This is a genomic window from Sphingomonas sp. QA11 (genome assembly GCF_028473665.1).
GTDB lineage: Bacteria > Pseudomonadota > Alphaproteobacteria > Sphingomonadales > Sphingomonadaceae > Sphingomonas > Sphingomonas phytovorans.
This window is the reverse complement of record NZ_CP098774.1, coordinates 4,994,793-5,019,467: the sequence shown is the minus strand read 5'-3', so window position 1 is coordinate 5,019,467 and position 24,675 is coordinate 4,994,793. Positions and strand designations below refer to the sequence as shown.

The following is a 24,675-nucleotide window of genomic DNA, read 5'->3' as shown; positions in this document are numbered from 1 at the left end:
GCCGGTTCCTTCGTTGCGAAACCGATTCAATCGATGAGCAGCGGACTCGTTCCGCTGCGCATCGCCCCCGTGCCGGCCGGCCCCCAGAATCGGAGACGCGGCGTCGTTCCGTTCCTCGACAGTGGATCGAGCCGGCCGTAAAGCTCAGGCCATGGTGGAAGACCCTTTCAAGCTGTTCGATGCCTGGTACGCCGAGGCGCGCGAGACCGAGCCGAACGATTCGAACGCGATGGCGCTGGCCACGGCGGACGGCGACGGGCGCCCCTCCGTACGAATGGTCCTGCTCAAGGGCCATGGGCCCGACGGCTTCGTCTTCTACACCAACCGCGAGAGCCGCAAGGCCGGCGAGATGACGGCCAATCCGCACGCGGCCCTGCTGTTCCACTGGAAGTCGCTTCGGCGGCAGATCCGGATCGAGGGCAGCCTGGCCTTCGCCACCGACGCCGAATCCGATGCCTATTTCGCGAGCCGCAGCCGGGACTCGCAACTTGGCGCCTGGGCGTCCGACCAGTCGCGGCCACTTGATGCACGCGACACGTTCGAGGCGCGGTTCGCGGAGGTCGAGGCACGCTTCGCAGGCCGCGACGTGCCACGGCCGCCGCATTGGGGCGGATACCGGCTGACCCCGGACCGGATCGAATTCTGGCAGGACTGCGCGCACCGGCTTCACGAGCGCCGCCTGTTCGTCCACGCCGGAGACGGCTGGAGCGAAGGGCTGCTATACCCGTGACCGAGGACCAGCGCCGCGCCATTCCCTATGCCGTGCGCGCCGCCATCGCCAGCGTGGCGATGGCGCTGTTCCTGCTAGCGCTGAAGGGATACGCCGCGTGGCATACCGGATCGGTCGCGATGCTCGGCTCGCTGGCCGATACCGGGCTAGACCTGCTCGCCTCGCTGGTCACGCTCTACGGCGTCCGCCTCGCCGCGACGCCGGCCGATCACGACCATCGTTTCGGCCATGGCAAGGCGGAAGCGCTGGCGGCCCTGTTCCAGGTCATGCTGATCACCGCGTCGGCAGCCGCCATAGCGTGGCGGGCGATCCTGGCGTTCGGCGAGAGCAACCCGACGCGGGATGCTGACTTCGGCATTGGCGTATCGATCGTCGCGATCCTCGCGACGCTGGTGCTGCTGGTTTATCAGCGCAGCGTCATCCGCCGCACCGGATCGGTCGCGATCATGGCGGACAATATGCATTACCAGTCCGACGTGCTGCTGAACGGGTCGGTGATCCTCGCTTTGGTGCTCGACCAATATGTCGGCTGGAGCAATGCCGACCCGCTGTTCGGCATCGTCATCGCCGCGTGGCTCGCCTTCGGGGCGTTTCGCGCGTCGAGCAACGCGATCGACCAACTGATGGACAAGGAATGGCCGGAGGAGGAGCGCAAGCGCTTCATCGAGGCGGCAGCGCAGCATCCGGAGCTTCGCGGCATCCATGATTTCCGCACCCGCCGGTCGGGCAGCCATGATTTCGCGCAGTTCCACATGTATGTCGCGCCGCAGATGACGGTGGCCGATGCGCATGTCGTGATGGACGCGGTCGAGGCGAAGATCCGCAAGCAATTCCCCAAGGTCGAAGTGCTGATCCATCTCGACCCGGAGGGGCATATCGACACCGACAACCCGCTGATCGAGGCGGATGTGACTCCGCACTGGTTCGGCAAGCGCCTTTGAGGATTCCGTTCGCGCAAATCGACGCGTTCGCCAGCGCGCCCTTCACGGGCAATCCCGCCGCGGTGATGCCGCTGGCCGCATGGCCCGGCGACGCGGTGCTGCAGGCGATCGCCGCCGAGAACAACCTGGCCGAGACCGCCTTCCTCCTGCCAGACGCGAGCGGGGAAGCTGAATTCGAGCTGCGCTGGTTCACGCCCGCGACCGAGGCGGCGCTGTGCGGCCATGCGACGCTGGCAAGCGGGCATTTCGTGCTGTCGGGCGATCCCTCGATCGACGCTGTGCGCTTCCGCACCCGCAGGGCAGGCGTGCTTGAGGTGAGGCGCGCGGGCGACGGCTATGAGCTCTCGCTGCCGGCCTGGGCACCCTCTCCGCTGAAACTGCCCGAGATCGTCGCTGCTCTGGGCGCACAGGGCGTGGTCGAGACCTTGTGGCACCCCGGACACTACGCCTTGATCGTGCTGGAGAACGAGGCGCTGGTCCGCGCGCTGGCCCCCGATTTCCGCGCGCTCGCCGCCAAGGGCAACATATTGACCATCGTTACCGCGCCGGGCGACTCGACCGATATCGTCAGCCGGGCGTTCGCGCCGGGCGCCGGGATCGACGAGGATCCGGTGACCGGTTCCGCCCATGCGGTGTCGGCACCCTATTGGGCAAAGCGGCTTGGCCGGGAGAGCTTCACCGCCTTCCAGGCGAGCCCGCGCGGCGGCCGGCTGACCTGCCGGCTGGATGGCGACCGGGTGATCCTGGGCGGGACATGCCTGACGGTGATCGAGGGGGTTTTCTTCCTGTAGGGCAATGTCTTCCCGACGATGAAGGCCGCGTATTCGGGTGGCATGCGCCGCCTCGCTCCATCGATCGCCCCGGATACGGCGCAGCCTCCGGTTGCCCGCGGCACCGCCGCCGGACAGGATGCGGACATCATCGAAGACACCGGAACACCAAGCATGCGCCTGATCGACCGCGCGGAAGTGCGCGAACGCCTCACCTATCCCGTCTGCATCCCGATCGTACGCGAGGCGATGATCGCCTTCTCGACCGGCGAGACGCGACAATTGCTGCGATCGATCATCCCGCTGGCCGAAGGGCGGCTGTTCGGCATCATGCCCGGCGCGCTGGCCGGGGACGGGCCGTTCGGCGCCAAGCTGATCAGCGTGTTCGCGGGCAATGCGGCGAAGGGCCGCCAGTCGCACCAGGGCGTGATCGTCATCTTCGATCCGGACTCGGGCGAGCCGGTGTGCATCGCACATGCCGGCGAGGTCACCGCGATCCGCACGGCGGCGGCGAGCGCGGTGGCGACCGACGCGCTGGCCCGTGCCGACGCGCGGACGCTCGCCATTCTGGGCACCGGCGAACAGGCGGCGACTCATATCCGCGCGATCGCCACGGTGCGCCCGATCGAGCGCGTGCTGGTATGGGGCCGGTCTGCGGGCCGGGCGGCGGATGTCGCGCAGTCGATGGCCACGGAGACGGGGATCGAAATTTCGGCGGTTGACGAGGTGCGCGCGGCGGTGGCCGAAGCCGATATCGTCTGCACCGTCTCCGGCGCGATCGAGCCGATCCTGCATGGCGCCTGGGTGCGGCCGGGCACTCACCTCAACCTGGTCGGCTCGAGCTATGCCGGGCCAGTCGAGGTCGACCATGACCTGGTCGTGCGATCCCGCTTCATCGTCGACAGCCGCGAAGGCGTGCTGGCGCAGGGGGCGGAGTTCCTGAAGGCGAAGGCGGCCGGCCTGATCGGCGACGAGCATATCGTCGCCGAAATCGGCGAGGTGCTGGCCGGGCGGGTCGAGGGGCGACGATCGGCGGAGGAGATCACGGCGTACAAGTCCCTGGGGCATGTGGTGCAGGATCTGGCGAGCGTCTGGGCACTATATGGAGCCTAGGGGCACGCATTCGAGTCGACCGACCCGCTATCGTACCGACTGCGAAGGGCGCGATTCCGGACAATGACGTTGATTCTATCGATCAGCACGCCGCACGCCTCAGTCCATGCCAGTGATCGCAGGGTAACCCTGGCCGGTTCGGGGGTTTCGCCAGTCGTCCACAGCCCGCTGGAGAACAAGACCATCATCTTTCTGGCGGCCGACGCCGTCGGCACGATCGGCTTTACCGGCATTGCGTTCATCGGGAAGCAGCCGACGGACCAATGGATCGCGAACACCCTGGCCCCGCAGCCGGCCGATGCGCCGCCGCTCGGCACATTCGCCTTTGGCGGACGCGGCCTTGGCCGGGTGAAGCTGCGCACCATCATCTGGAGACTGAGGAACGCGCTGGCCGGCCTTCCCCGGAACCTGGGAAAATACGGGCTGACGCTACAGGTCGCGGGATATCGGATCAGGCGGCGGCGCAGCATTCCCTTTTGCATCGACATCGACTGGAAAGGCGGCGCCCCCACGATCAACGGCTGGATGCGCCCGCCCCGTACCCGTCAACAAGGAACCCTTTTTGCGCAGGTCGGCGATGGCTGGCCGGTCGCGCGGACCGCCAGGGCCGTCGCGGACCATGCGGAAGCGACCGGCCGTCGCGACATCGAGGCCCTTCGGCTGGCCGCGATGGACACCATCCGACAGCGGGCGGCCGAGACGGCAACGGTCGGCCGCGACCTGATGACCGTCATGGTGCCCAACCCGCTCATCTCCCGCGAGATACTCTGGCGGTTCGAACCAGCCGATCCGCATGAGGCAGCCATCGTCGGCCCGAACGTCAGCGAGAAGGTCCAGGCCATCTATTCACCCTGGATCATCACCCCCGCATCGGTGAACTGCCCCACCGTCGGAACCAGCGGGCTGACCGTCGGCTTCGGGGAGTTCGAGATAAAATGTGGAAACGATACAGCGAATCCGGATTCCCCCATCCGATTTGCGGCAAGCCATCAGCAACGGAGTCGCCCGCCGGGATAGGGGCATGCCGAGACCATGCCTCTCCCCCGTCTCTGCCAGGGCCGGCGAATCACTGTTTCACGAACGATATGTTGCGCGCGCCGTTCGCCCAGGCGCCGAAACCATTGACCCGTCCATCGGCCGCCCTGCCGAAGACCAGGGTGGTGGTGCCTCGCAGGCGAGTGGTGAAACCGTCGGCGAAGCTCGGCGACAATGGCCATTCGATCCCGAAGCGCTGGCGCATCACCAGCGTGTCGCCCTGCCTGACCACGGCGATCCGGGTGTCGAGTTCGGCGCTGTAATAGTCTCCGACGAACTCGGCGAGCGCTGCGCCGCCGCTTTGCGCGGGCGGCACCGCGACGAAGCGTTGAGTCCCCGAGCCTGTGCCGGCGATCAGTTCGACCGGCCCGGGACCGGACCGGACGAACGACAGGACAGTGCCATCGGTGCGCCGGAAACGCCCGCCGCCAAGCGCCACGAGCGCATCGGTTGCCCCTTGCCTCAGCATCAGCCGACCCTTCGCCACCTCGGTCTGGACCAGTTCGCCCGTGACCGGGTTCCGGAACAGGCCCCGATACGGTGTCAGATCGGGAGAAGAAGATGCCGCCGGCACAGCGGAGACCGGCGACGGTGCCGTCGCGACGGCAACGTCCCTTGAATTCCCCGTCGCGCGCAGGGCCTGCTCAGCGAGCTTTTCCCCGACGGCGACCGGATCGATGCCGCCATTGTTGCACAGGATCGCGACTGAGATCCGCTGGTCGGGATAGCGACCCAGCCACGCCTTGTATCCTCCCGTCGAACCGCTGTGCGACACCAGCCGCTGCCCGTGCGCATGGTTGATTTCGAGGCCTAGGGCATAGTCGAGTGTCGTGCCGTCACTCAGGCTCCCCGGGGTTTGCAGGGCCGCGACAAGGCCCTGTCCGCCAGGCAAGGCCGACGGTTTGTCCAGGAACGCATTCCAGCGCAGCAGATCGCCGATCGTGGTGAGCAGACCACCATTTCCATAGACGTTAGTGAAAGGCATGTTGGCGATGAAACCCTCGCCGGCCGGCGCATAGGCAGTCGCGCGCCCGGGAACGACCGTGCGGAAATCCTCCCGCCACCGGGTCCTGTCCATGCCCAGCGGCCGGAACAGGCGCTGGTCGGTGAACTGCTGCAGGCTCTTGCCGCTGACCCGTTCGACGATGATCGCGGCGAGGGCATAGTTGGTGTTGGTATAGAGGAATTCGGCGCCCGGCCTGAAGTTCAGGCCCTTCTGGCGCGAGGCGAGATCGAGGATCGTCGCCTGGTTGTGTACCTGGGTTCCGGGAGGATTGCCCGTCAAAGCGAGCAGGCTCCATTGCTCGCGCAGGCCGCTGGTGTGATTGAGCAGGTGCCTGATCGTGATCGGCGTCCCATAATCAGGCATTTCGGGCAGATAGCGCCTGATATCGTCGTCCAGCGCCAGCCTGCCATCCTGTACCAGGAGCAGCATCGCGGCAGCGGTGAACTGCTTGGCCAGCGAACCGGTTTCGAAAATGCTCTCAGCGGTGATCGGGTCGCGATGCTCCAGATCGGCCTGGCCATAGCCCTTGATCGAGCTGGAAACGCCAGCGACCGACACGCCCGCCGCGCATCCCGGCCCTTCCGGCGCGATTGCCCGGAAGGCGGCATCGAGATCGATCGCGGATTGCGCGGTTGCCGGGATTCGTGCCTGGGGAAAGGCCGGTGACGCAAGCCCGACAAGAAGCCAGGGCAGTGTCGTAATGGTAACGCGGATGATCGGATACATGGAGCCCCCAAAAGGATGAGGCGCCCTCCAAAGCCGAGTTCCGCCCGGCCGCCAAGATCGCGTCGGTGAACGGCGTCTCTCAACGGTGAACGACCGGACAGTACCCGCCCGGGTCGGCTATGCCCGCCAGGCCGATCCACATTCAGGACCGGCCCGTCGGCAGCACAGGATGATTTCGCGCAGGGACCCTGAGGACGCCGAGAGGGTTCGACCAGCGGCTCGGCTGGTTTGCGATGAACCCCGCATTCTCTGCGCCCTCTGCGCGAACCTCCTCTTCACTGCAATCGTATCGATGACGGGGACGTCGATCCGACCTAGTGGGCCGCCCGGCTGACCGTCTTCATGTCGCTGAAAAAGGCAGCCCGGCTTGGCCGCAGGTTGGACAGTTCGAGCGGGCCGGGCACGTTCCAGGCACCCTCCGGCCGGATCGTCACCATCGGATCGTCGCCGATGCCGATCGGATTCTCGCTCGCCTCGCCGTCGAGCTCCATCTCGCGATATTCGACATCGGCGAATTTGAACAAGGGGCGCTCGGCCATCTCCCGGAAGCCGAACATCGCCCAGAACGGCACCAGATCGAGCCGGGCATGGCCGTAGAACCGCTTGAAGCCCTTCACCCGGGCCAGCGCCAGCGCCTCCCGCACCAGCTTGAACGCCAGCCGACTGCGGCGATATTCGCGCCGTACCGCAAGGCGCTCGACCTTCACGAAATCCCCGAAATAGCGCATCCGGATGCAGCCGGCCGGGTCGCCGTCGATGAAGCCGATCAGGTGAGTCGCGCAGAAATCATTGCCGTCGAACTCCTCCGAATAGAGGCAGAACTGCTCGCTGATATAGGTCGAAGATCGCACGGCGAAGATCATCGCCATGTCCTCGAACGAGCGCACCGGGCGCACCTCGATCTTGGGGGCGGGCGGGCGGACCGTCATTTCCTTGCGCACGGGCACCATCTCGCCTTCGGGCAGGACGACCAGCAGCCATTCGGGCGCGCCGGGATAGATCTGCGCAGCCTGCTGGAAGCCCATCGTGGTGTGGATCCGCATCGAATGCTCGGTCGATGCGCGCGAGAAGAGCGGGCAACCGTCCGGCGTCAGCGACGAGAAGATCTGCGCCATCGCTGGCAGCGACCGTGCGAGCGTTCCCGGCGTCCATGCCATCCAGATATAGATCGCCGTCGGGATCTCATCCTCAGCGACGATCCATTCCGCCTTTGGGTTTTTGCCGTCGAAGCGGCCCTCGATCAGCAGCTTCGCACCTTCAGCCGACAGTGGCAGATACGCCAGCATGGCCGAGTCGTTCCGGGCCCCAAGACCTTCGATCATCCGGACGACGCCGGCATTCCGTTCGCGCATGCGCTGCACGGCCGACAGGCTCGCGACCGGGAAGAGGCGCGAAGCCTCGTCCAGAACCGAGACGATTTCCGCGTCTGTCGCAATCCGCGAAACGGGCGGACTGCTGGCGCGCGCCAGCGTATGCTCGACCTTTTCGGAGAAGCGCAGGCGGCCAAAGCTGTCGCGATGTGGTGTTTGTAGCTCCGCTCGCATTTTCTCGCTCCGACTGTTAGGTTAAGCCCCGACAGGAGTGTAATGGCGAGCAAGCATCCGGCCGCGATCCAAAATCCAGACCATGGTGTTCCCCGGTGGAACGCCACCCATGTGCGCACGCTCGTTCGGGATCTGGATTGGGACGATCTTCGCGCGCTGCTTCTCGTCACCGAACATCATAGTTTTCGCGCCGCCGCTGACAGTTCACGCCTGTCCCTCAATACGCTGCGTCGCCGGATCGAGCGGCTCGAGGATCGCATCGGCACCAAGCTGCTCGGGCGGTCGAGAAGCGGGGTCGTCCCTACCGATATAGGGCTGATGATGGCGCGCGCCGCGCGCGAGATGGCCGGCGCAGCCCTGTCGGCCGAAGCGGATGGCGACGGCGAGGCGAATGTCCTGATCAATCCCGGCGAGCTGACCATCGGCTGCACCGAGGGGCTGGGCAGCTTGTGGCTGACGCCGCGCCTCAACGACCTGTCGCCGTCGCTGTCGAACCTGACGATATCGCTTCAGCTCGACTATGATTCGGCGCGCGACCGTAGCGACTTGGTCGATGTCGGCGTCGCCTTCAGTGAGCCTCACCATCGCGACGTGGTCCGGGCCAAGTTGGCGACGGTCCACTACATGCTGTTCGCTTCCGAGGCCTATATCCGTAAACACGGGGCGATGACGTCGCTCGACCAGTTCCGCGAGCACAAGTTCATCGAGCAGAGCGGGCCCGGCTATAATTCAAGCCTGGTCAAATTCCTCGTGGGCTCGGACTGGCCGGACGGCTTCATGCCGATCCGGTCGAATTCGGCGCTGTCGGTCTATTGGGCGGTGGTGAACGGCGCCGGCATCGCCGCCTTGCCGACCTATGCCCGGGCGGTGTCGAAACACGTCATCCCGCTCGACGTGCCGCTGCCGCTCAGGTTCGACCTGTGGTATTATTTCCATGCCGAGGCGCGGCACTCGCCGGCGGTGCGCACGACGGTCGACTGGCTGAAGGCGGCGTTCGACCCGGCGCTTTATCCCTGGTTCGCCGACCAGTTCGTCCATCCGCGCGATTTCGAGAAGAACCGGACCGGCAAGGTCGTGCGGCTGTTCGAGGGATTGCTCGACCCGAGAAAATAGTCAGGGGCCAATAGTCAGGCGGGCCGCCTCCAGGCGCAGTGCCCGGCGACATAGGTGCGGGCGATCGCCCGGTCGTCGCCCAATATCTGCAGCGCGAACAGTTTCTCCCTAAGATCCGCCCCGGCGGTGCGCCGCGCCAGCAGGGGCGTGGCAGCGGGATCGAGCAGGACGAAATCGGCCTCCTGCCCCGGCAACAAGCCGCCGATCCGGCCGCCGAGCCCGAGCGCCCGCGCGCCACCAGCCGTCGCGAGATGGAGCGCACGGAAAGGATCGAGGCCGGTCCCGCGCATCTGCCCGACCTTGTACGCCTCGCCCAGCGTCGCGAGCAGCGAGAAGCTGGTGCCGGCGCCGACATCAGTGCCGATGCCGACCGTCACGCCGTGCGCATCGGCGCGAGCCAGGTCGAACAGGCCCGAGCCGAGGAACAGGTTGCTGGTCGGGCAGAAGGCGATGCTCGACCCTGCCAAACCCATCCGCGCCAGGGCTCGATCCTCCATGTGAACGCAGTGCGCGAAGACCGATCGCGGGCCAACCAGGCCGAAGCGGTCATAGACGTCGAGATAGTCGAGCGCCGTCGGGAAGCGATCGGCAACCGCGGCGATCTCGCCCATATTCTCCGCGAGATGGGTGTGCATCAGCACGTCCGGATGCGCGGCGACCAGATCGCCCGCGCCGGCAAGCTGTTCATCCGACGAGGTGAGCGCGAAGCGCGGGGTCACCGCGTAACCGAGCCGTCCGCGCCCGCGCCACCGTGCGATCAGCGCCTCGCTTTCGGTGCGGCCGCTCTCGACCGAATCGCGCAGCGACTCCGGCCCGAGATCCATCAGCACCTTGCCCGACACGATCCGCATGTTCCGCACCAGCGCCGCTTCGAACAGAGCGTCGACCGATATGGCGTGGACGGTGGCGAAGACCAGTGCGCTGGTGGTGCCGTTCCTCAGGAGCTCGTCGAGGAAGAAACCCGCCACCGCGTCGGCATGGCCGCGATCCGCAAAGGCCGCCTCCGCCGGAAAGATGTGCCGTTCGAGCCATTCGAGCAACTGCCCGCCATAGGCCGCGATCCGGTCGGTCTGCGGATAATGGATATGCGTGTCGACGAAGCCGGGGACCACCAGTCCCGGGAGGCGCTCGACGGCCACGCCCGGAAAACGCGGGGCGAGGTCGGCATGGTCGCCAAAGGCGACGACCACACCCTGTTCGACCACCATCAGCCCGTCGGCATGGTGGCGGACCGTGCCACCCTGTGCCGGGTCCTCGGGGACGCTCAGCAGTTCGGCGCGGAAGGCGTGCGGTCCGGTCACCACGCAGCCACCTGGCCGTCACTGCGCGGATCGGTAGCACCTTCGAGCAAGCCGTCGGCATGGCGAACGATCGCACCGGCATGGCCCATGGTCGCGGTGAAGGCCGGCATCAGCTCGACCTGATGCCCGGCCGCGCGGAGATCCTCATAGAGATCGAGCGCGAAACGATCCTCGATCTTCAGTGTGGTGCTGTTTTCGCCCCAGGTCCGCCCGAGCAGCCAGCGCGGGCGGCTGATCGCCTCCTGCAGGCCGATGCCGTACCGGGCATAACGGGTGAAGATCGCTGCCTGGGTCTGGGGCTGCCCCTCGCCGCCCATCGTGCCATAGGCCATCACGCGCCCGTCATCGAAGCGGGCCAGCGCCGGGTTGAGCGTGTGGAAAGGCTTGCGTCCCGGCCGGAGCGCGTTCCAGCCATCCTCGGCGAGGCGGAAGCTGCTGCCCCGGTTCTGCCAAATGATGCCGGTCTGGGGCAGGACAAGGCCCGAGCCGAATTCGAAATAGCTACTCTGGATCGAACTCACCACACGCCCCTCGGCATCGGCCGCGCCGAACCAGCAGGTGTCGCCCGCCGAGGCAGGCTGCGGCCAGGGCAGCGCCCGATCGAGGTCGATCCGCATCGCCATCTCGTCAAGCTCGCGCGGATCGTCGAGCAGGGCTTGCGGGTCGAAGGTCATATCGTCGGGATCGCCGACATGCCGGTCGCGGAACAGGAACGCCTGCTTGGTCGCCTCGACCAGGCCATGGACATAGTCGAACCCTTCGGCCTCGGGGGCATGGACCCGGTCGAACAGGGCGAGGATCAGCAGCGAGGCGAGGCCCTGGGTCGGCGGCGCGGTGTTGAACAGGCGCGTGCCCTCGATGCCGACGCTGAGCGGCACCGGCCGGGTCGCGCGGTGGGCCGCGAAGTCGATCGTGCTGAGCGGGCTGCCGAGCCGGGCGAGATCGGCGGCGATCGAGCGGGCAAGCGCGCCTTCGTAGAAGCTCTGCAATCCATCGCGCGCGAGCAGCGCCAGCGTCGCTGCCAGCCGGGGCTGGCGCAGCACCTCGCCCTCGACCAGCGGCCGCCCGGCGGGCTCGAAGGTCTCCGCCCAGGCGCCGGGCTGGTCGAGCAACTCGCGCCGCCTCAGCGTTGCGAGTTCCGCCCAGCCCCGCGTCACCGCGACGCCGGATTCGGCATGGTGGATGGCGTCGCGCAGCAACCGCCCCAGCGGCAGCGTGCCGCCGCTCGACTGAAGCGCCGCCGCCCAGCCGGAGATCGTGCCCGCCACGGTGTTCGCCGCGAGCGGTCCGCGCCAGGGGATTACCTTGTGCCCCCGGTAGAGCGCGAGGCTGGCGGTCGCCGCCGCCGCGCCGCACGCGTCGATCGCATGAGTCCGCCCGTCAGGCTCGGCGATCAGCCAGAAGCCGTCGCCGCCGATCCCGGTCATGTGCGGATAGACCACCGCGAGGCACGCAGCGACCGCGACCGTCGCTTCGATTGCATTGCCCCCGTCCTGCAGCACCCCAAGCCCGGCCTGCGCCGCCAGATGATGCGGCGCGGTGACCATGCCGCGCAGGCTCCTCACTTCATGCTGCATGGGAAGCCCGTATTCTGAAGCACTTCATCGCCGCATCATGAACGGCTCCGCGCCGCCACGCTACTGCCAGCCGGGCAGAATGAGCGCCAAGATTGGTTTCAGGCGGCTTAAGCCATTGCGGCGCGCAACCGATCGCGCGAAGTGGCGGCATGCTCAAGCGCTTCCTCGTCCTCTTCGAGCCGTTCATCCTGACCCTGATCGGCACGGTGGTGCTTGCCTCGCTGCTGCCGCCCCGTGGACCGGCGGTGCCGTTGTTCGACATCGCGGCCGACATCGCGATCGTCCTGCTGTTTTTCCTCCACGGGGCAAAGCTGTCGCGCGAGGCGATCGTCGCCGGCATGAACAACTGGCGCCTCCATCTCGCCGTGTTCGCCGTCACCTATATCCTGTTCCCGGTGCTTGGGCTCGGCGTCGCGGCGCTGCCCTTCCTCGCGCCGCCCGTCGCGATGGGCATGCTGTTCCTGACCCTGTTGCCGTCGACCGTCCAGTCCTCGATCGCCTTCACCGCGATCGCGCGGGGCAATGTCGCGGCGGCGGTATGCAGCGCATCCTTCTCCAACCTGATCGGCATCGTACTGACCCCGGCGCTGGCCGCGATCCTGATCAGATCGGGCGGCAGCGCGGGCGTATCGCTCGCCTCGGTCGAATCGATCGTCGTCCAGCTCCTGCTGCCGTTCGTCGCCGGCCATCTGCTGCGGCCATGGATCGGCGGCTTCGTCGCGCGCCAGAAGAAGCTGCTGACGCTGGTCGATCGCGGATCGATCCTGCTGGTCGTCTATACCGCGTTCGGCGCGGCGGTGGTCGACGGCATCTGGCACCGGCTGTCGGCGGAAGAACTGGCGCTGATCCTCGCTGCCTGCACGGTGCTGCTGGCGCTGGTGCTGCTCGCGACCTGGGGCCTGGGCAGGCTGATGGGCCTCAGCCGCGAGGACGCGATCGTGCTGCTGTTCTGCGGATCGAAGAAAAGCCTCGTCTCCGGCGTGCCGATGGCGGGCGTGCTGTTCCCGCCGGCGCAGGTCGGCCTGGTCATCCTGCCGCTGATGCTGTTCCATCAGCTCCAGCTCTTCGCCTGTGCCATCATCGCTCGCCATTACGCGGACGACCCGGTCGATTGAATCAGACGCGGGGCAGGATGATCCCGTCGATTGCCTGCGCGACACCATCAGCGTCGTTCGCGCCGGTGGTGAAATCGGCCTTTGCCCGCACCTCGGCCGGCCCCTGCCCCATCGCGATCGACAGGCCTGCCCGCACGAACATCGCCACGTCGTTTCCCTGATCGCCGATCACGGCGGTCCGTGCCAGCGGCGTGCCCATCGCCTCCGCCAGCAACGCGACGCCGTCGCCCTTGTTGGCGGCAAGCGCGGTCACGTCGAGATAATAGGTCTGCGACTGCACCACCGTCGCCCGTGCCCCGAACGCGGCGGCAGCGCGCCCGGTCAGCGCACCGAGCAACGCCGGATCGTCGCTGACGAAGGTAAGCTTGTCGGCACGGTCGTAGAGCGCCGTGAAGTCGGACACGATCACCGGCGCCTGGTTGGAGGAGACGCGTTCGGAATCGACATGATGCCCCTGGTCGGTGCTGGCGTACCAGAGGTCGTCGGCGAACACCCAGGTGTCGACCGCGGCATCGCCGACCAGCTCGAACACGCCGCGCACCACCGCCGGATCGATCCGGTGCTGCTCGACCACTGTCCCGTCGCGGCGGAAGATCGTCCCGCCGTTGAACGCGCCCATGACATCGTCGATCGCCAGCGCATCGGCGATCGGCATCATGCCCGATCGCGGCCGGGCGCTGATGATGGTGAAGCCGATCCCGGCCTCGCGCAGCCGGCCCACTGCCGCGATGGTACCCGGCGTAAGCTGCTTCTTCTTGTCGACCAGCGTGCCGTCGAGATCGGAGACGACGAGCCCGATCGCCTCCTTCGTGCCATTGCCCATTTACTGAGGCATCTCGACATGGCCGCCAAAACCGAAGCGCATCGCCGACAGCAGCTTGTCCCCGAACGTATGGTCGACCCGGCTGCGATAGCGCGCGAACAGGGCGGCGGAGAGCACGTTGACCGGCACCGCCTCCTCCATCGCCGCCTCGATCGTCCAATGGCCCTCGCCCGAATCGGCGACCTTGCCCGAATATTTGGCGAGCTGCTGGTCATCCGCCAGGGCCGACGCCGACAGGTCGAGCAGCCAGGACGAGATCACGCTGCCGCGCCGCCATACCTCGGCGATGTCAGTCAGGTTCAGGTCGAAACGCTCGTCCTCGGGCAGCTTGTCCGACGACTTGCCGGCGAGGATATCGAAGCCCTCGGCATAGGCCTGCATCAGGCCATACTCGATGCCGTTGTGCACCATCTTCACGAAATGGCCCGAGCCGGGAGGGCCTGCATGGATATAGCCCTGCTCCGCGCGCGGGTCCTCGCTCTTGTCGCCGCGATTGGGCGTGCGCGGGATGGTGCCGAGGCCCGGCGCAAGCGCGGCGAGAATCGGGTCGAGCAGGTCGACTGCTTCCTTCTCCCCGCCGACCATCATGCAATAGCCCCGCTCAAGCCCCCAGACGCCGCCCGAGGTGCCGACATCGACATAGCGGATCTGCTTTTCGGCCAGTGCCTTCGCCCGGCGAATGTCGTCCTTGTAGAAACTGTTGCCGCCATCGATGACGATGTCGCCCGGCTTCGCGAAGCCGGCGATCGTCGAGATGGTATCTTCGGTCGGCGCGCCGGCGGGGAGCATCACCCAGAAGATCGCCGGGCTGGCGAGCCTGGCGTGCATATCCTCAAGCGAGTCAGCCCCGACCGCGCCGTCAGCGACCAGTTCCGCGATTGCCTTGGGATCGCGGTCATAGGCGACCGTTTCATGCCCGGCGCGCATCAGGCGCCGGGCGATATTGCCGCCCATCCGGCCAAGGCCAATCAGTCCGATACGCATGGCAGTCTCCGGATGGGGGTGAGAGTCGTCGTCGTTCAGTTCGCCGTTTCGGGGTGCTTCGCGGCGATCGCGCCCAGCAGGGTATCGAACGCCTGAGCGAAGCTATGGACCCCTTCCTCGACAAGAATATCCGTCACGCCGGTCAGGTCGAGGCCAAGCCGTTCCGCCTCGGCGAGCGTATGGCGCGCGCCGTCGACATCGCGGGTCAGCGTCTCAGCGGCGGTGCCATGGTCGCGGAACGCATCGAGCGTCTTGGGCGGCACGGTGTTCACCGTGTCGGGCCCGATCAGCGTGTCGAGATAGAGCGTGTCGGGATAGTCGGGGTTCTTGGTGCCGGTCGATGCCCAGAGCAGCCGCTGCGGCATCGCGCCCTTCGCGGCGAGCGCCTGCCAGCGATCCGAGGCGATGAATTCCTCATACCAGGCATAGGCCAGTTTCGCGTTGGCGATGGCGACCTTGCCGCGCACTGCCTTGAGCGCGTCGGCTTCTGCGTCGCCGTCCTTGACCCGCGCGTCGATCGCGTCGTCGATCTTCGTATCTATCCGGCTGACGAAGAAGCTGGCGACGCTGGCGATCCTGTCGACCGCCTCGCCCTTCGCGGCGCGCTGCTCGAGCCCCTCGACATAGGCCAGGGCGACTGCCTTATAGGCCTCGATCGAGAAGAGCAGCGTGACGTTGACGTTGATCCCGGCCGCGATGGTCGCGGCGATGGCGGGAACGCCGGCTGGCGTGCCGGGGATCTTGATCATCAGGTCGGGCCGGTCGACCGCCGCCCACAGCTTCTTCGCCTCGGCGATGGTGCCGTCGGTGTCGTTGGCGAGATAGGGCGAGACCTCGAGGCTGACATAGCCGTCCTTGCCGCCGAGCCGGTCATAGACCGGGCGCAGCGTATCGGCGGCGGCCTGGATGTCCTGGATGGCGAGATGCTCGTAACGCTCCATCGCCGGCGCGCCGGGGTGCGCGCGGTCGAACTCGGCCAGCGCCGAATCATAGGCGGTGCCATGACCCATCGCCTTTTCGAAGATCGACGGGTTGGAGGTGACGCCGGTCAGCCCGTCCTCGTCGACCAGCTTCTGAAGGCCCCCTTCGGCGAGGAACTTGCGGTCGACGAAATCGAGCCAGACAGCCTGGCCCAAAGCGGCGAGATCGTTGAGACGACCCATGATCAATCCTTTCCGAGCACTTCGCGGGCGACCTTGACGACATTGTCGACGGTGAACCCGAATTTATCCTGCAGCTTCGCGATCGGGGCCGAGGCACCGAAGGTCGACATGGTCACCGTCCGGCCCTCAAGCCCGACATAACGATCCCAGCCGATCTCGCCGCCCATCTCGATCGCGACGCGCGCCGTGACGCCCCTGGGCAGCACGCTTTCCTTGTACGCGGCGTCCTGCAGCTCGTAGCGATACCAGCTCGGCATCGAGACCACGCGCGAGCGCACGCCCTGCGCCGTCAGTGCCTCATGCGCCTTGACCGCGAGCGAGACCTCGCTGCCGGTGGCGATCAGGATCAGCTCCGGATTCTCGTCGCCCGCCAGGACATAGGCGCCCTTCATCAGCCCTTCGGCCGGTGCATATTTGCTACGGTCGAGTGTCGGAAGTGCCTGGCGCGACAGGACAAGGCTCGTGGGACGATTCTTGTCCTCAAGCGCGGCGCGCCAGGCCCAGGCGGTCTCGTTCGCATCGCCGGGACGGATCGTGTCGAGCCCGGGGATCGCCCGCAAGGTCGCCAGATGCTCGATCGGCTGGTGGGTCGGGCCGTCCTCGCCCACGCCGATCGAATCATGCGTGAAGACGAAGATCGCCGGCAGTTCCATGATCGCGGCGAGACGGATCGGCGGGCGCATATAGTCGGCGAAGACCATGAAGGTCGAGCCGTAGGACCGCAGGTGCGACAGCGCCATGCCGTTGACCACCGCGCCCATACCGTGCTCGCGCACGCCGAAATGGAAGTTGGAGCCGCCATAATTGTCGGCCTCGAACGATGCCTTGCCCTTCACGTCGGTCTTGGTCGAGGGCGCGAGATCGGCCGACCCGCCGATCAGGAACGGCACGCGGTTGGCGATGGCGTTGAGCACCTTCCCGCCCGCATCGCGCGAGGCGATGCCCTTCTCGTCCGCCTCGAAGACGGGAACATCGGCGTCCCAGCCCTCGGGCAGGTCGCCCTTGAGCAGCAGGTCGAGTTCAGCCGCGAGGTCGCCATTGTCCTTGCGATACTCGGCGAACATCGCCTCCCATGCCTCGCGCAGCGGCCGGCCGCGATCGGCGATCGACTTTTCGAACGTTTCGGCCACGCCGTCCGGCACCAGGAACTGGGCGTCCTCGGGCCAGCCATAGGCAAGCTTGGTCGCCTTGATATTCTCCGCGCCGAGCGGCTCGCCATGCGCCTTCTCGCTGCCGGCGCGGGGGCTGCCCCAGCCGATGATCGAATGGACGACGATGAAGGTGGGGCGATCGGTCGTCGCCTTGAACGCGGCGAAGGCATCGGCCAGCGCGCCGCAATCATTGGCGTCGTCGACATGGATGACGTTCCAGCCATAGGCCTGGAAGCGCATGCCGACATCCTCGTCGAACGCGAGATTCGTGTCGCCCTCGATGCTGATATGGTTGCTGTCGTAGATCCAGCAGAGGTTGGAGAGCTTGAGGTGGCCGGCAAGCGAGGCTGCCTCGGCCGAGACGCCCTCCATCATGTCGCCATCGCCGCACAGCGTATAGACGTCATGGTCGAACAGGTCGAAGCCGGGTTTGTTGTAGCGCGCGGCGAGCCAGCGCTCGGCGATCGCCATGCCGACCGAATTGCCGCAGCCGGCACCGAGCGGGCCGGTCGTCGTCTCGACGCCCGTCGTGTGGCGATATTCGGGATGGCCCGGCGTCTTGGAGCCGAGCTGGCGGAAATTCTCGATGTCGTTCAGGCTGACCGCGAGATTGCCGGTCGGCTTTCCGTCGCGGTCGATCTCCTTCACGCCGGCCAGGTGCAGCAGCGAATAGAGCAGCATCGAGGCGTGGCCGACGGACAGCACGAAACGGTCGCGATTGGGCCAGTCGGGCTTGTCCGGATCGGTACGCAGGAATTGCGACCAGAGCGTGTGGCCGACCGGTGCGAGCGCCATCGGCGTGCCGGGATGGCCCGAATTCGCCTTCTGCACCGCATCCATGGAGAGCGTGCGGATCGTGTCGATCGCCAGGCGCTCGGGCGAGCCGTCCTCGTGAAGGCCCTTGACGGGTACGCTGGCCGTGGCGGCATCGGACATGGGAAAAACTCGCTTTCTATCGGACAGTCGAACGCTGGCCGTCGCTGGTGGTTGCCTTATTTTTCGAGCCGGATCACGCGGCCGCCCCCGCCGATATAGGCGCAATCCACCTCGTCAAGGAAAAGGCCGTGTCCAAGCACGCCGGGAAGCCCCGAAAGTGCGGCGGCCAGCGCGGAAGGATCGGGTATTTCAGGGAAAAGACAGTCGATGATGATATTGCCCTGATCGGACCGCTCGGCCCGCACCGCCGTCTTCGCGCCGAGTCCCGCCAGCCGAGTCGCGACGAACGCACGCGCGAAGGGCAGCACCTCGACCGGCAGCTTTGCCCGACCGATCCGCTCCACCCGCTTCGACGCATCGGCGATCACGATCATCCGGCGCGAGGCGGCGGCAACGATCTTCTCGCGGAGCATCGCGCCGCCCGCGCCCTTGATCGCGAACAGCCGGCCGTCGATCTCGTCGGCACCGTCGATGGTCAGATCGACCGACTCGACACCGGCGAAATCAAGCAGCGTGATGCCCGCCATCCGCGCCATCGATTCACTGCGCAGAGACGTGGCGACCGCGCGGATATCGAGCCCGCCGCGTACCAGCTCCCCCAGCCGCCCGATCGCGAATGCAGCGGTGGAGCCAGTGCCGAGCCCGACCAGCATGCCCGGCCGGACTTCCTCCACCGCGGCGAGGGCGGCGGCACGCTTGTCGTCATCGGTCATCGGCGGCCCCTGTCGGGATGAGCGGGCATCCTAGCATCCTCCAACGCGCCCCGACAGATTTTCCACTGGCGGCGGACACCCGGTTCGCGGCAAGGGACGGCGATGATCGAGAAAATCATCGCGATACTCGCGACCTTCACCATCGCCGTCATCTCCAAGGGGGGATATCTCGGCATCGTCCTGCTGATGGCGATCGAATCGGCCTGCATCCCGCTGCCGTCCGAGATCATCATGCCGTTCGCCGGCTATCTCGTCTCGGTCGGACGGTTCGACCTGTATCTGGCGGCGACCGCCGGGGCGATCGGCTGCAATATCGGATCGATCTTCGCCTATGAGGTCGGCAAGCGCGGCGGACGCCCGCTGGCCGAGCGCTGGGGCAAATATGTGCTGATCGGCCCGGGCGAACTCGACATGGCCGACCGCTTCTTCGATCGCTGGGGTAACCAGGCGGTACTGATCGGCCGCCTGCTGCCCGTCATCCGTTCCTTCATCGCCTTTCCCGCCGGCGTCGCGCGGATGAAGCTGGTGCCGTTCCACATCTACACCTTCATCGGCTCCTGGCCCTGGTGCTTCGGCCTTGCCTGGGTCGGCATGGTGCTGGGCGACAAATGGAACAGCGACCCGCGCATGAAGGCGGCGTTCCACAGCGCCGACGCGCTGATCGGCGTGGTGCTGGTCGGGCTGGCCGGCTTCTATATCTGGCACCGGGTACGTGGGCTGAAAGCGAAGCCGAAGGACTAGGCCGGGGGTTGAGCGGACAAGTATCGGAGAAGGGTTTTCCAGTACCGAAGGCTCCGATGGTCCGCCACCCAGCAAGTCTTCGCAGATTTTTGCCACCCAACGCCCACCCCGATTTTTCGAATCCGCTTGCATTTGGGTTGCCAGTTTTTCGGCGTGTGCGGCGCTTGGTACTTGAGTCGAAGGATGTGGCGCTGCGATGACGAGGACACGCTTCTTCGGCGCTACACACATATTATTCGCCGAATTATGAGAATCGTAGTGCGAGATCATTTCGATATCTTGCCTTGAGCTGCCAGGGCACGCGGCGCGGCTGCCGCCAATAGCCCTTCCCGCGATGATGCGGCCACCGGTCGGCAAAATGAATCGACATTGGCCATCAAAACTGGGGTGATGACGTCAACGCGTGAATCGGTTGACCGACGACGACCGTTTTCGCCGCAAGATCGGTCGCTCCCGATATGGTTGCCAGTTCGCGATTGCGCACGTTTCCGATGGCACAACATTGAAGAACAAGTAGGTAGAGCAAACGGGGGCGATCCTATGTTCACGCAGATTGGAGCCATGATTGGGCTGCTTTACAGCCTGGGTTCGCTCGTGTTTCGGTGGAAGGCCGTCGTTGCAAAGTACGGCAGCCTAAGTCTCTATTGGTGGGTTCTCGCCGTAACGACCGGATGGTCGTTTCTCGGCTACGCAGCGGACATGGTCATCTGGGAGATCTCGCCGTAGCCAGTATCCCACCCGCCTCGAGCCGTTCGGCGGGATTCAACCGGCCATCAGCACCGGACTAGCCGTTGTCGCCCAGTTGCCGACCCAACATCGTGTTACGTGATGCCCCTGAAAGCGGACCTTTTTGGCCGACGGCTGGTTGGCCCTACCGGTTACCGCCCCATGTGAGATAGCAGATGCGCCTGATCGCGATCGAAGAGCATATCCTCCCTCATGCCGTACGCGACGCGTGGAGCGCGGCGCCGCCCCCGCACGATCCGGTATCTGCCATTGCCGATGGTGGTGAGAACGGAACCCGCCTCGCCGATCTGGGCGAAGGCCGCCTGGCGCTGATGGATGAGCAGGGCGTGGACGTGCAGGTGCTTTCGCTCACCACGCCCGGTCTCCACAATCTCGCAGCCGGACCTGCTGTGGAGATGGCGCACCGAGTGAACGACCTGATCGCGGAGACCTGCGCACGCCGTCCCGACCGCTTCCAGGGTTTCGCCGCCCTGCCTACCCCTGATGCCGACGCAGCCCCGCGCGAGTTGGAACGCGCCGTTCGAGAGCTGGGCCTGAAGGGCGCGCTGCTTTGCGGCCGGACGCGCCAGCGCCATCTCGATCATCCTGACATGCGCCCCATGCTGGCGAAGGCGGCAGAGCTCGGCGTTCCGCTCTTCATCCATCCGCAGATCCCGTTAGCCGCGGTGCGCGAGGCCAATTACTCCGGGGTGAGCGAGAAGGCCGATCTTGCGCTCGCAGCCTTTGGCCTCGGCTGGCACTATGAGGCGGGGCTGCAATGGATCCGTTTGGCCGCGACGGGCGTGTTCGACGAACTGCCTGATCTGCAAATCATCCTCGGCCATTGGGGCGAGGTGGTGCTGTTTTACCTGGAGCGCGTATCGGCGGTCTTCGAACGCGCGCTTGAGCTTCGGCGCCCTCTGGCCGATTACGCTCGCGACAATCTATACGTGACCGGCAGCGGCATGTGGAGCGAAGCATATCTCCTTCGCTGCCTCGATATCGTCGGTCCCGAGCGCCTGCTGTTCTCAACCGACTTTCCCTACCAATACCGGGAAGGCGGCGCGCCGCGACGCTTCCTTGAAGAGGTTCAGCTCGACGACGTTGCACGAACAGGCCTCGCACATGGGAATTGGGATCGCTTGACAGGCACGGGCAGCTAGTCGCGGCGGCGACGTCGACCGACACCACGATTGCGGACGCAAGAGCTTTTCCGGCGGCACTTAAACAAAGGAGTCGACCAATCACAGATAAGGCGCATCCGAAACGGATACATCAAACTACCTTCGCGCTATGATCGTGTAAATCGGGCGAATGCGTTCACCATATTTGAAATTATTCCACACAATAGTTGATTTCTTAAATCCTAGAATACCAAGATATTCTTGGACCAGCAGTGGAGGAAGCCTGAACCATCCGTCAGTTATTCCGTCAGGACTTATGCTGCGTGGCATAAATCGGGGATTTCTTTTAAACTTGCTGGTGAATTTTCTATAGGGCGAGATGTCCGAAACAATGATGGCTTCTTTTGCAAGCGCCGCTGCATTCTCCAAGGCAAGAAATGGATCACGGAGATGTAGCAAAATACTGCCAAACACGGCCACGTCGACGGCGCCAATGGAGCGGGGAATATCATAGACCACGCCATTGACCATCTGCGCCTTGGATTGAAAGGCTTGATGGCAAAGCCAGTATCCATTATTTATTTTGCGCAAGTGACTGCGGCGCTCACTTCGCGCTATCTCGTTGTTATTTTCAGCAAATGGGACAATGTCCCAATCAAAATTCTCCGACAAGTCAAACGATACGACCTCTGCTCCCTGTTTTTCGATATGAAAACTTAAAATGCCGGAAGCGGCTCCGACATCAAGGACACGCTTTCCCTTGAAATCGAAGTTGCCAAGGTAGTCATCCACCGAACCTCTGAGGTCCCATTCGCCTTTGATCGTACCGTGACCCGGAACGTCCATCGTATGATAGAAATAGCACTCGTCTAGGGACTGGATCGTACGAGGTTGCGCGTACGGGGAAGATGCCGCGAAACCACTGTTCAGACTGGAATCACTCGCCATCAACATTCACCCAAAACTGCCATGTGAACCCGCCGCTTAGCAAGCCAGCGGCGTTTTGCCTACGCCGCCAAGATTTTTGAAAAGCGCATCGTGCGCGCGATTCGCGCCTTAACTTGACCGCGCATAGCCTATGTTCGCGCTGACCCACGCACCGGCAGCCACGCAAACAGGCATGAGCCCCAAATCCAATTGGGGTCTCCGTCGAGATAAGATGTTTTGTCGTGCTGACGCCGCCGCGACATCGTCGCGCGAGCAATCGGGAGAGCGTCGATGAAGTGGATGATGTTCGGCAGCGTGATCGGCGCGGCGATGGCCTCGGTGGCGGCGATGGCGGCGGCACCGGTGGACGATCCGCTGACCCGGCCGATCGCACCCAATTATGCCGCGCGCTGGCTGACGCCGCAGGCACCGGTGCAGGTGCACGGCAATTTCTATCTGGTCGGGTTCGGCGGGCTGAATGTCGGGCTGATCCGCACCAGCGCCGGGCTGATCCTGATCGACGGCGCGGTGCCGCAGGCGGTCGAGGATATCGAGGCGCATATCCGCCAGCTCGGCTTCAGCGTGAAGGACGTGAAGTTCATCCTCAGCACCGAGCCGCATTATGACCATGCCGGCGGCATCGCCGCGCTGGCGCGCGATAGCGGCGCGCGCGTCGTCGCCAGCCGGGCGGGCGCACAGATACTCCGCCTCGGGCATAGTGTGGCCGACGACCCGCAATTCGGACAGCTCGAAAGTTACCCGCCAGTCGCCGGCGTGCGCACGCTGGATGACGGCGAGAAGCTTCGGCTCGGCGACACGGTCATCACCGCGCGCGCCACACCGGGGCATACAGCCGGCAGCATGAGCTGGACCTGGCGTTCCTGCGCCGGCCGCGTCTGCCGGAACATGGTGTTCGGCGCGAGCCTCAACCCCGTATCGACCAAAGACTGGGCCTTTTCGGACCCGAAACACGCGACAGGGGTGGCCGCGTTCCGCAAGACCTTCGGGGTGGTTGCCGCGCTTCCCTGCGATATCCTCGTCACGTCCCATCCGGACGCGTCGGGCGGCGACGTCAAACTGGCGAAATTCCGCGGGCACGAGACGCCCAACCCGTTCGTCGATCCCGGCGCCTGCCGCGCCTACGCGGCCAAATATGAGACCGCGCTGAATACGCGCCTCGCCAGCGAACGGGCGAACATGGCGACGCCCTGAACGCTCTCCCGTCGCATCCCTCTCGACCGGCGCGGCGATCCCACGGCCGGCCGGGTCAAGGTGAACCGGGCACAGATCAACGCGTTCGACGAATACGGCTACCCCAAGCCCACCACTCAGGCCGAGCGCCGGGCCGAAGCGGCGCTGCAACTCTATCAGGGCCAATGCGTCAACCCGGGCTATGCCGGCTATCTCGCACGGCTCGACCGGATGAAGATTCCGTTCCGAATCGGGCTGCTTCAGGGCGGGGAATGGCGGATGCCCGTCGTACTTGAGGCGACCCCGCATTTCCGGGGTTATGTAGTGTTCCCGTTGAATCCGCGGTGAGGCGGCGGCGGCGTCTTATAGACTTGGTTCTTCCCCGGCGAAGGCCGGGGTCCAGTTGGAATGTCCCTGGTAATGAAGCGCAGCGCCCTCTCACCAATCTTCGCTAGCTGGACCCCGGCCTCCGCCGGGGAAGAACAAGGGCGCTATGCTCGCGGCGGCGCTGCCACGCCGTCGCCGCCGGACATCATCCGCTCAGCCGCCGCCCGCGTCCGTGACTCACGACCCGGTGCGGATTTCGCGGCGAGCGCCTGGTAGCGTGCGATTGTCGCGTCGTCGGCATGTTCGGGCGATCCCGAATCGAACGGCGGGTGGGGATCATATTCGAGACCCAGCTGGACCAGCCGGGCATGCGCTTCCCCGCGGATCGCGGCCGTGAGCGCGAGGCCGAAATCGATCCCGGCGGTCACCCCGCCGCCAGTGACACGGTTGCGGTCGAACACCACGCGCTCCCTGACCGGAATCGCACCGAACGCGGCAAGATGATGGTGCGACGCCCAGTGAGTCGTGGCGCGATACCCCCTGAGCAGCCCGGCCGCGCCGAGCAGCAGCGCCCCGGTGCAGACGCTCGTCACCCAGGTCGCGCCCGCCGCCGCCCGCCCGACCCAGGCAAGCGTCGCCGGATCCTCCATCGCGTCGTTCACGCCGAAGCCGCCGGGGATGCAGAGGATATCGGGCGGCGGCGCATCGGCGAAGGTCGCGGTGGGCAGCAGCGCGAAGCCGGCGTCGGTCGCCACCGGCGCGACATCCCGCGCGACGAGATCGATGGTGGCGTTCCCCAGCCGCGACAGGACCTGCGCGGGCCCGGTCAGGTCGAGCTGGGTGACGTCGGGAAAGAGCAGGAAGGCAATGCGGATCGACGACAGCCCGGGCATAAGGA

At 65.8% G+C, this 24,675-nt stretch carries 22 protein-coding genes; 11 read left to right on the top strand and 11 right to left on the bottom strand.

Translation table 11 applies throughout. From position 1 onward, the window contains the following. The first annotated feature begins 151 nt into the window (after nucleotides 1–151). The 5 genes from pdxH (at nucleotide 152) to NDN01_RS23230 (ending at nucleotide 4,571) form a co-directional block, all read left to right on the top strand. Nucleotides 152–730: a pyridoxamine 5'-phosphate oxidase gene (gene pdxH / locus NDN01_RS23250; RefSeq protein WP_272624513.1), complete on the top strand. Its 579-nt coding sequence runs from the start codon at nucleotides 152–154 to the stop codon at nucleotides 728–730. Continuing rightward, nucleotides 727–1,671: a cation diffusion facilitator family transporter gene (locus tag NDN01_RS23245; RefSeq protein WP_272624511.1), complete on the top strand. Its 945-nt coding sequence runs from the start codon at nucleotides 727–729 to the stop codon at nucleotides 1,669–1,671. Before pdxH ends, NDN01_RS23245 begins: the two co-directional genes overlap by 4 nt. Beyond that, nucleotides 1,668–2,462, top strand: coding sequence for a PhzF family phenazine biosynthesis protein (locus tag NDN01_RS23240; RefSeq protein ID WP_272624509.1), 795 nt, complete (start codon nucleotides 1,668–1,670; stop codon nucleotides 2,460–2,462). The genes NDN01_RS23245 and NDN01_RS23240 overlap by 4 nt, the downstream gene beginning before the upstream one ends. A gap of 18 nt (nucleotides 2,463–2,480) precedes the next feature. Then, entirely contained in the window at nucleotides 2,481–3,554 is a 1,074-nt protein-coding gene (locus tag NDN01_RS23235) for an ornithine cyclodeaminase family protein (protein WP_336298325.1), read from the top strand. Between the two features lie 63 nt (nucleotides 3,555–3,617). Continuing rightward, the gene (locus tag NDN01_RS23230) at nucleotides 3,618–4,571 is read left to right on the top strand and encodes a hypothetical protein (protein ID WP_272624507.1); all 954 of its coding nucleotides are present in this window, start codon (nucleotides 3,618–3,620) and stop codon (nucleotides 4,569–4,571) included. Between the two features lie 49 nt (nucleotides 4,572–4,620). Here the strand turns inward: NDN01_RS23230 and NDN01_RS23225 are convergent, their stop codons facing one another. Next, entirely contained in the window at nucleotides 4,621–6,321 is a 1,701-nt protein-coding gene (locus NDN01_RS23225) for a serine hydrolase domain-containing protein (protein WP_272624505.1), read from the bottom strand. Between the two features lie 314 nt (nucleotides 6,322–6,635). Continuing rightward, nucleotides 6,636–7,865 (bottom strand): GNAT family N-acetyltransferase, encoded by a 1,230-nt coding sequence (locus NDN01_RS23220; protein WP_272624503.1) that lies wholly within the window; start codon nucleotides 7,863–7,865, stop codon nucleotides 6,636–6,638. Between the two features lie 42 nt (nucleotides 7,866–7,907). On the opposite strand from NDN01_RS23220, the gene NDN01_RS23215 reads away from it, so the two are divergent. Continuing rightward, the gene (locus tag NDN01_RS23215; RefSeq protein ID WP_272624500.1) at nucleotides 7,908–8,978 is read left to right on the top strand and encodes a LysR family transcriptional regulator; all 1,071 of its coding nucleotides are present in this window, start codon (nucleotides 7,908–7,910) and stop codon (nucleotides 8,976–8,978) included. Nucleotides 8,979–8,992: 14 nt separating this feature from the next. Here NDN01_RS23215 and guaD read toward each other — a convergent pair whose 3' ends face one another. Then, on the bottom strand, nucleotides 8,993–10,279 hold the full coding sequence (gene guaD / locus NDN01_RS23210; protein ID WP_272624498.1) for a guanine deaminase: 1,287 nt from the start codon (nucleotides 10,277–10,279) through the stop codon (nucleotides 8,993–8,995). Next, nucleotides 10,276–11,856 (bottom strand): gamma-glutamyltransferase family protein, encoded by a 1,581-nt coding sequence (locus NDN01_RS23205; RefSeq protein WP_272624496.1) that lies wholly within the window; start codon nucleotides 11,854–11,856, stop codon nucleotides 10,276–10,278. The genes guaD and NDN01_RS23205 overlap by 4 nt, the downstream gene beginning before the upstream one ends. Nucleotides 11,857–12,005: 149 nt before the next feature. Between NDN01_RS23205 and NDN01_RS23200 the strand changes: the two genes are divergently transcribed. Further along, a complete protein-coding gene (locus tag NDN01_RS23200) occupies nucleotides 12,006–12,971 on the top strand; it encodes a bile acid:sodium symporter family protein (protein WP_272624495.1) in 966 nt (321 codons plus the stop codon). Nucleotide 12,972: 1 nt separating this feature from the next. Here the strand turns inward: NDN01_RS23200 and NDN01_RS23195 are convergent, their stop codons facing one another. The 5 genes from NDN01_RS23195 to rpiA are packed head-to-tail and all read right to left on the bottom strand — an operon-like array spanning nucleotide 12,973 to nucleotide 18,741. Beyond that, entirely contained in the window at nucleotides 12,973–13,794 is an 822-nt protein-coding gene (locus NDN01_RS23195; RefSeq protein WP_272624494.1) for a Cof-type HAD-IIB family hydrolase, read from the bottom strand. After that, nucleotides 13,795–14,778: a phosphogluconate dehydrogenase (NAD(+)-dependent, decarboxylating) gene (gene gnd / locus NDN01_RS23190; protein ID WP_272624492.1), complete on the bottom strand. Its 984-nt coding sequence runs from the start codon at nucleotides 14,776–14,778 to the stop codon at nucleotides 13,795–13,797. 35 nt (nucleotides 14,779–14,813) lie between these two features. Next, nucleotides 14,814–15,941 (bottom strand): transaldolase, encoded by a 1,128-nt coding sequence (gene tal / locus NDN01_RS23185; RefSeq protein ID WP_272624490.1) that lies wholly within the window; start codon nucleotides 15,939–15,941, stop codon nucleotides 14,814–14,816. 2 nt (nucleotides 15,942–15,943) lie between these two features. Further along, nucleotides 15,944–18,028 carry a transketolase gene (gene tkt, locus NDN01_RS23180; RefSeq protein ID WP_272624488.1) on the bottom strand — a complete coding sequence of 695 codons (2,085 nt, stop codon included), beginning with the start codon at nucleotides 18,026–18,028 and terminating at the stop codon, nucleotides 15,944–15,946. A 56-nt stretch (nucleotides 18,029–18,084) separates the two neighbouring features. After that, entirely contained in the window at nucleotides 18,085–18,741 is a 657-nt protein-coding gene (gene rpiA, locus NDN01_RS23175) for a ribose-5-phosphate isomerase RpiA (protein ID WP_272624487.1), read from the bottom strand. Between the two features lie 102 nt (nucleotides 18,742–18,843). Between rpiA and NDN01_RS23170 the strand changes: the two genes are divergently transcribed. Then, on the top strand, nucleotides 18,844–19,482 hold the full coding sequence (locus tag NDN01_RS23170; protein WP_272624485.1) for a DedA family protein: 639 nt from the start codon (nucleotides 18,844–18,846) through the stop codon (nucleotides 19,480–19,482). 902 nt (nucleotides 19,483–20,384) lie between these two features. Next, nucleotides 20,385–21,371 (top strand): amidohydrolase family protein, encoded by a 987-nt coding sequence (locus tag NDN01_RS23165; protein WP_272624484.1) that lies wholly within the window; start codon nucleotides 20,385–20,387, stop codon nucleotides 21,369–21,371. Between the two features lie 117 nt (nucleotides 21,372–21,488). On the opposite strand, the gene NDN01_RS23160 is transcribed toward NDN01_RS23165, so the two are convergent. After that, nucleotides 21,489–22,178: a class I SAM-dependent methyltransferase gene (locus NDN01_RS23160; protein ID WP_272624482.1), complete on the bottom strand. Its 690-nt coding sequence runs from the start codon at nucleotides 22,176–22,178 to the stop codon at nucleotides 21,489–21,491. A gap of 372 nt (nucleotides 22,179–22,550) precedes the next feature. On the opposite strand from NDN01_RS23160, the gene bla reads away from it, so the two are divergent. Further along, nucleotides 22,551–23,471, top strand: a complete 921-nt coding sequence (bla, locus tag NDN01_RS23155) for a subclass B3 metallo-beta-lactamase (protein WP_272624480.1) — start codon at nucleotides 22,551–22,553, stop codon at nucleotides 23,469–23,471. Nucleotides 23,472–23,531: 60 nt separating this feature from the next. Next, a complete protein-coding gene (locus NDN01_RS23150; RefSeq protein ID WP_272624479.1) occupies nucleotides 23,532–23,798 on the top strand; it encodes a hypothetical protein in 267 nt (88 codons plus the stop codon). Nucleotides 23,799–23,941: 143 nt separating this feature from the next. On the opposite strand, the gene NDN01_RS23145 is transcribed toward NDN01_RS23150, so the two are convergent. After that, a complete protein-coding gene (locus tag NDN01_RS23145) occupies nucleotides 23,942–24,670 on the bottom strand; it encodes a DJ-1/PfpI family protein (protein ID WP_272624477.1) in 729 nt (242 codons plus the stop codon). Nucleotides 24,671–24,675: the final 5 nt, after the last annotated feature.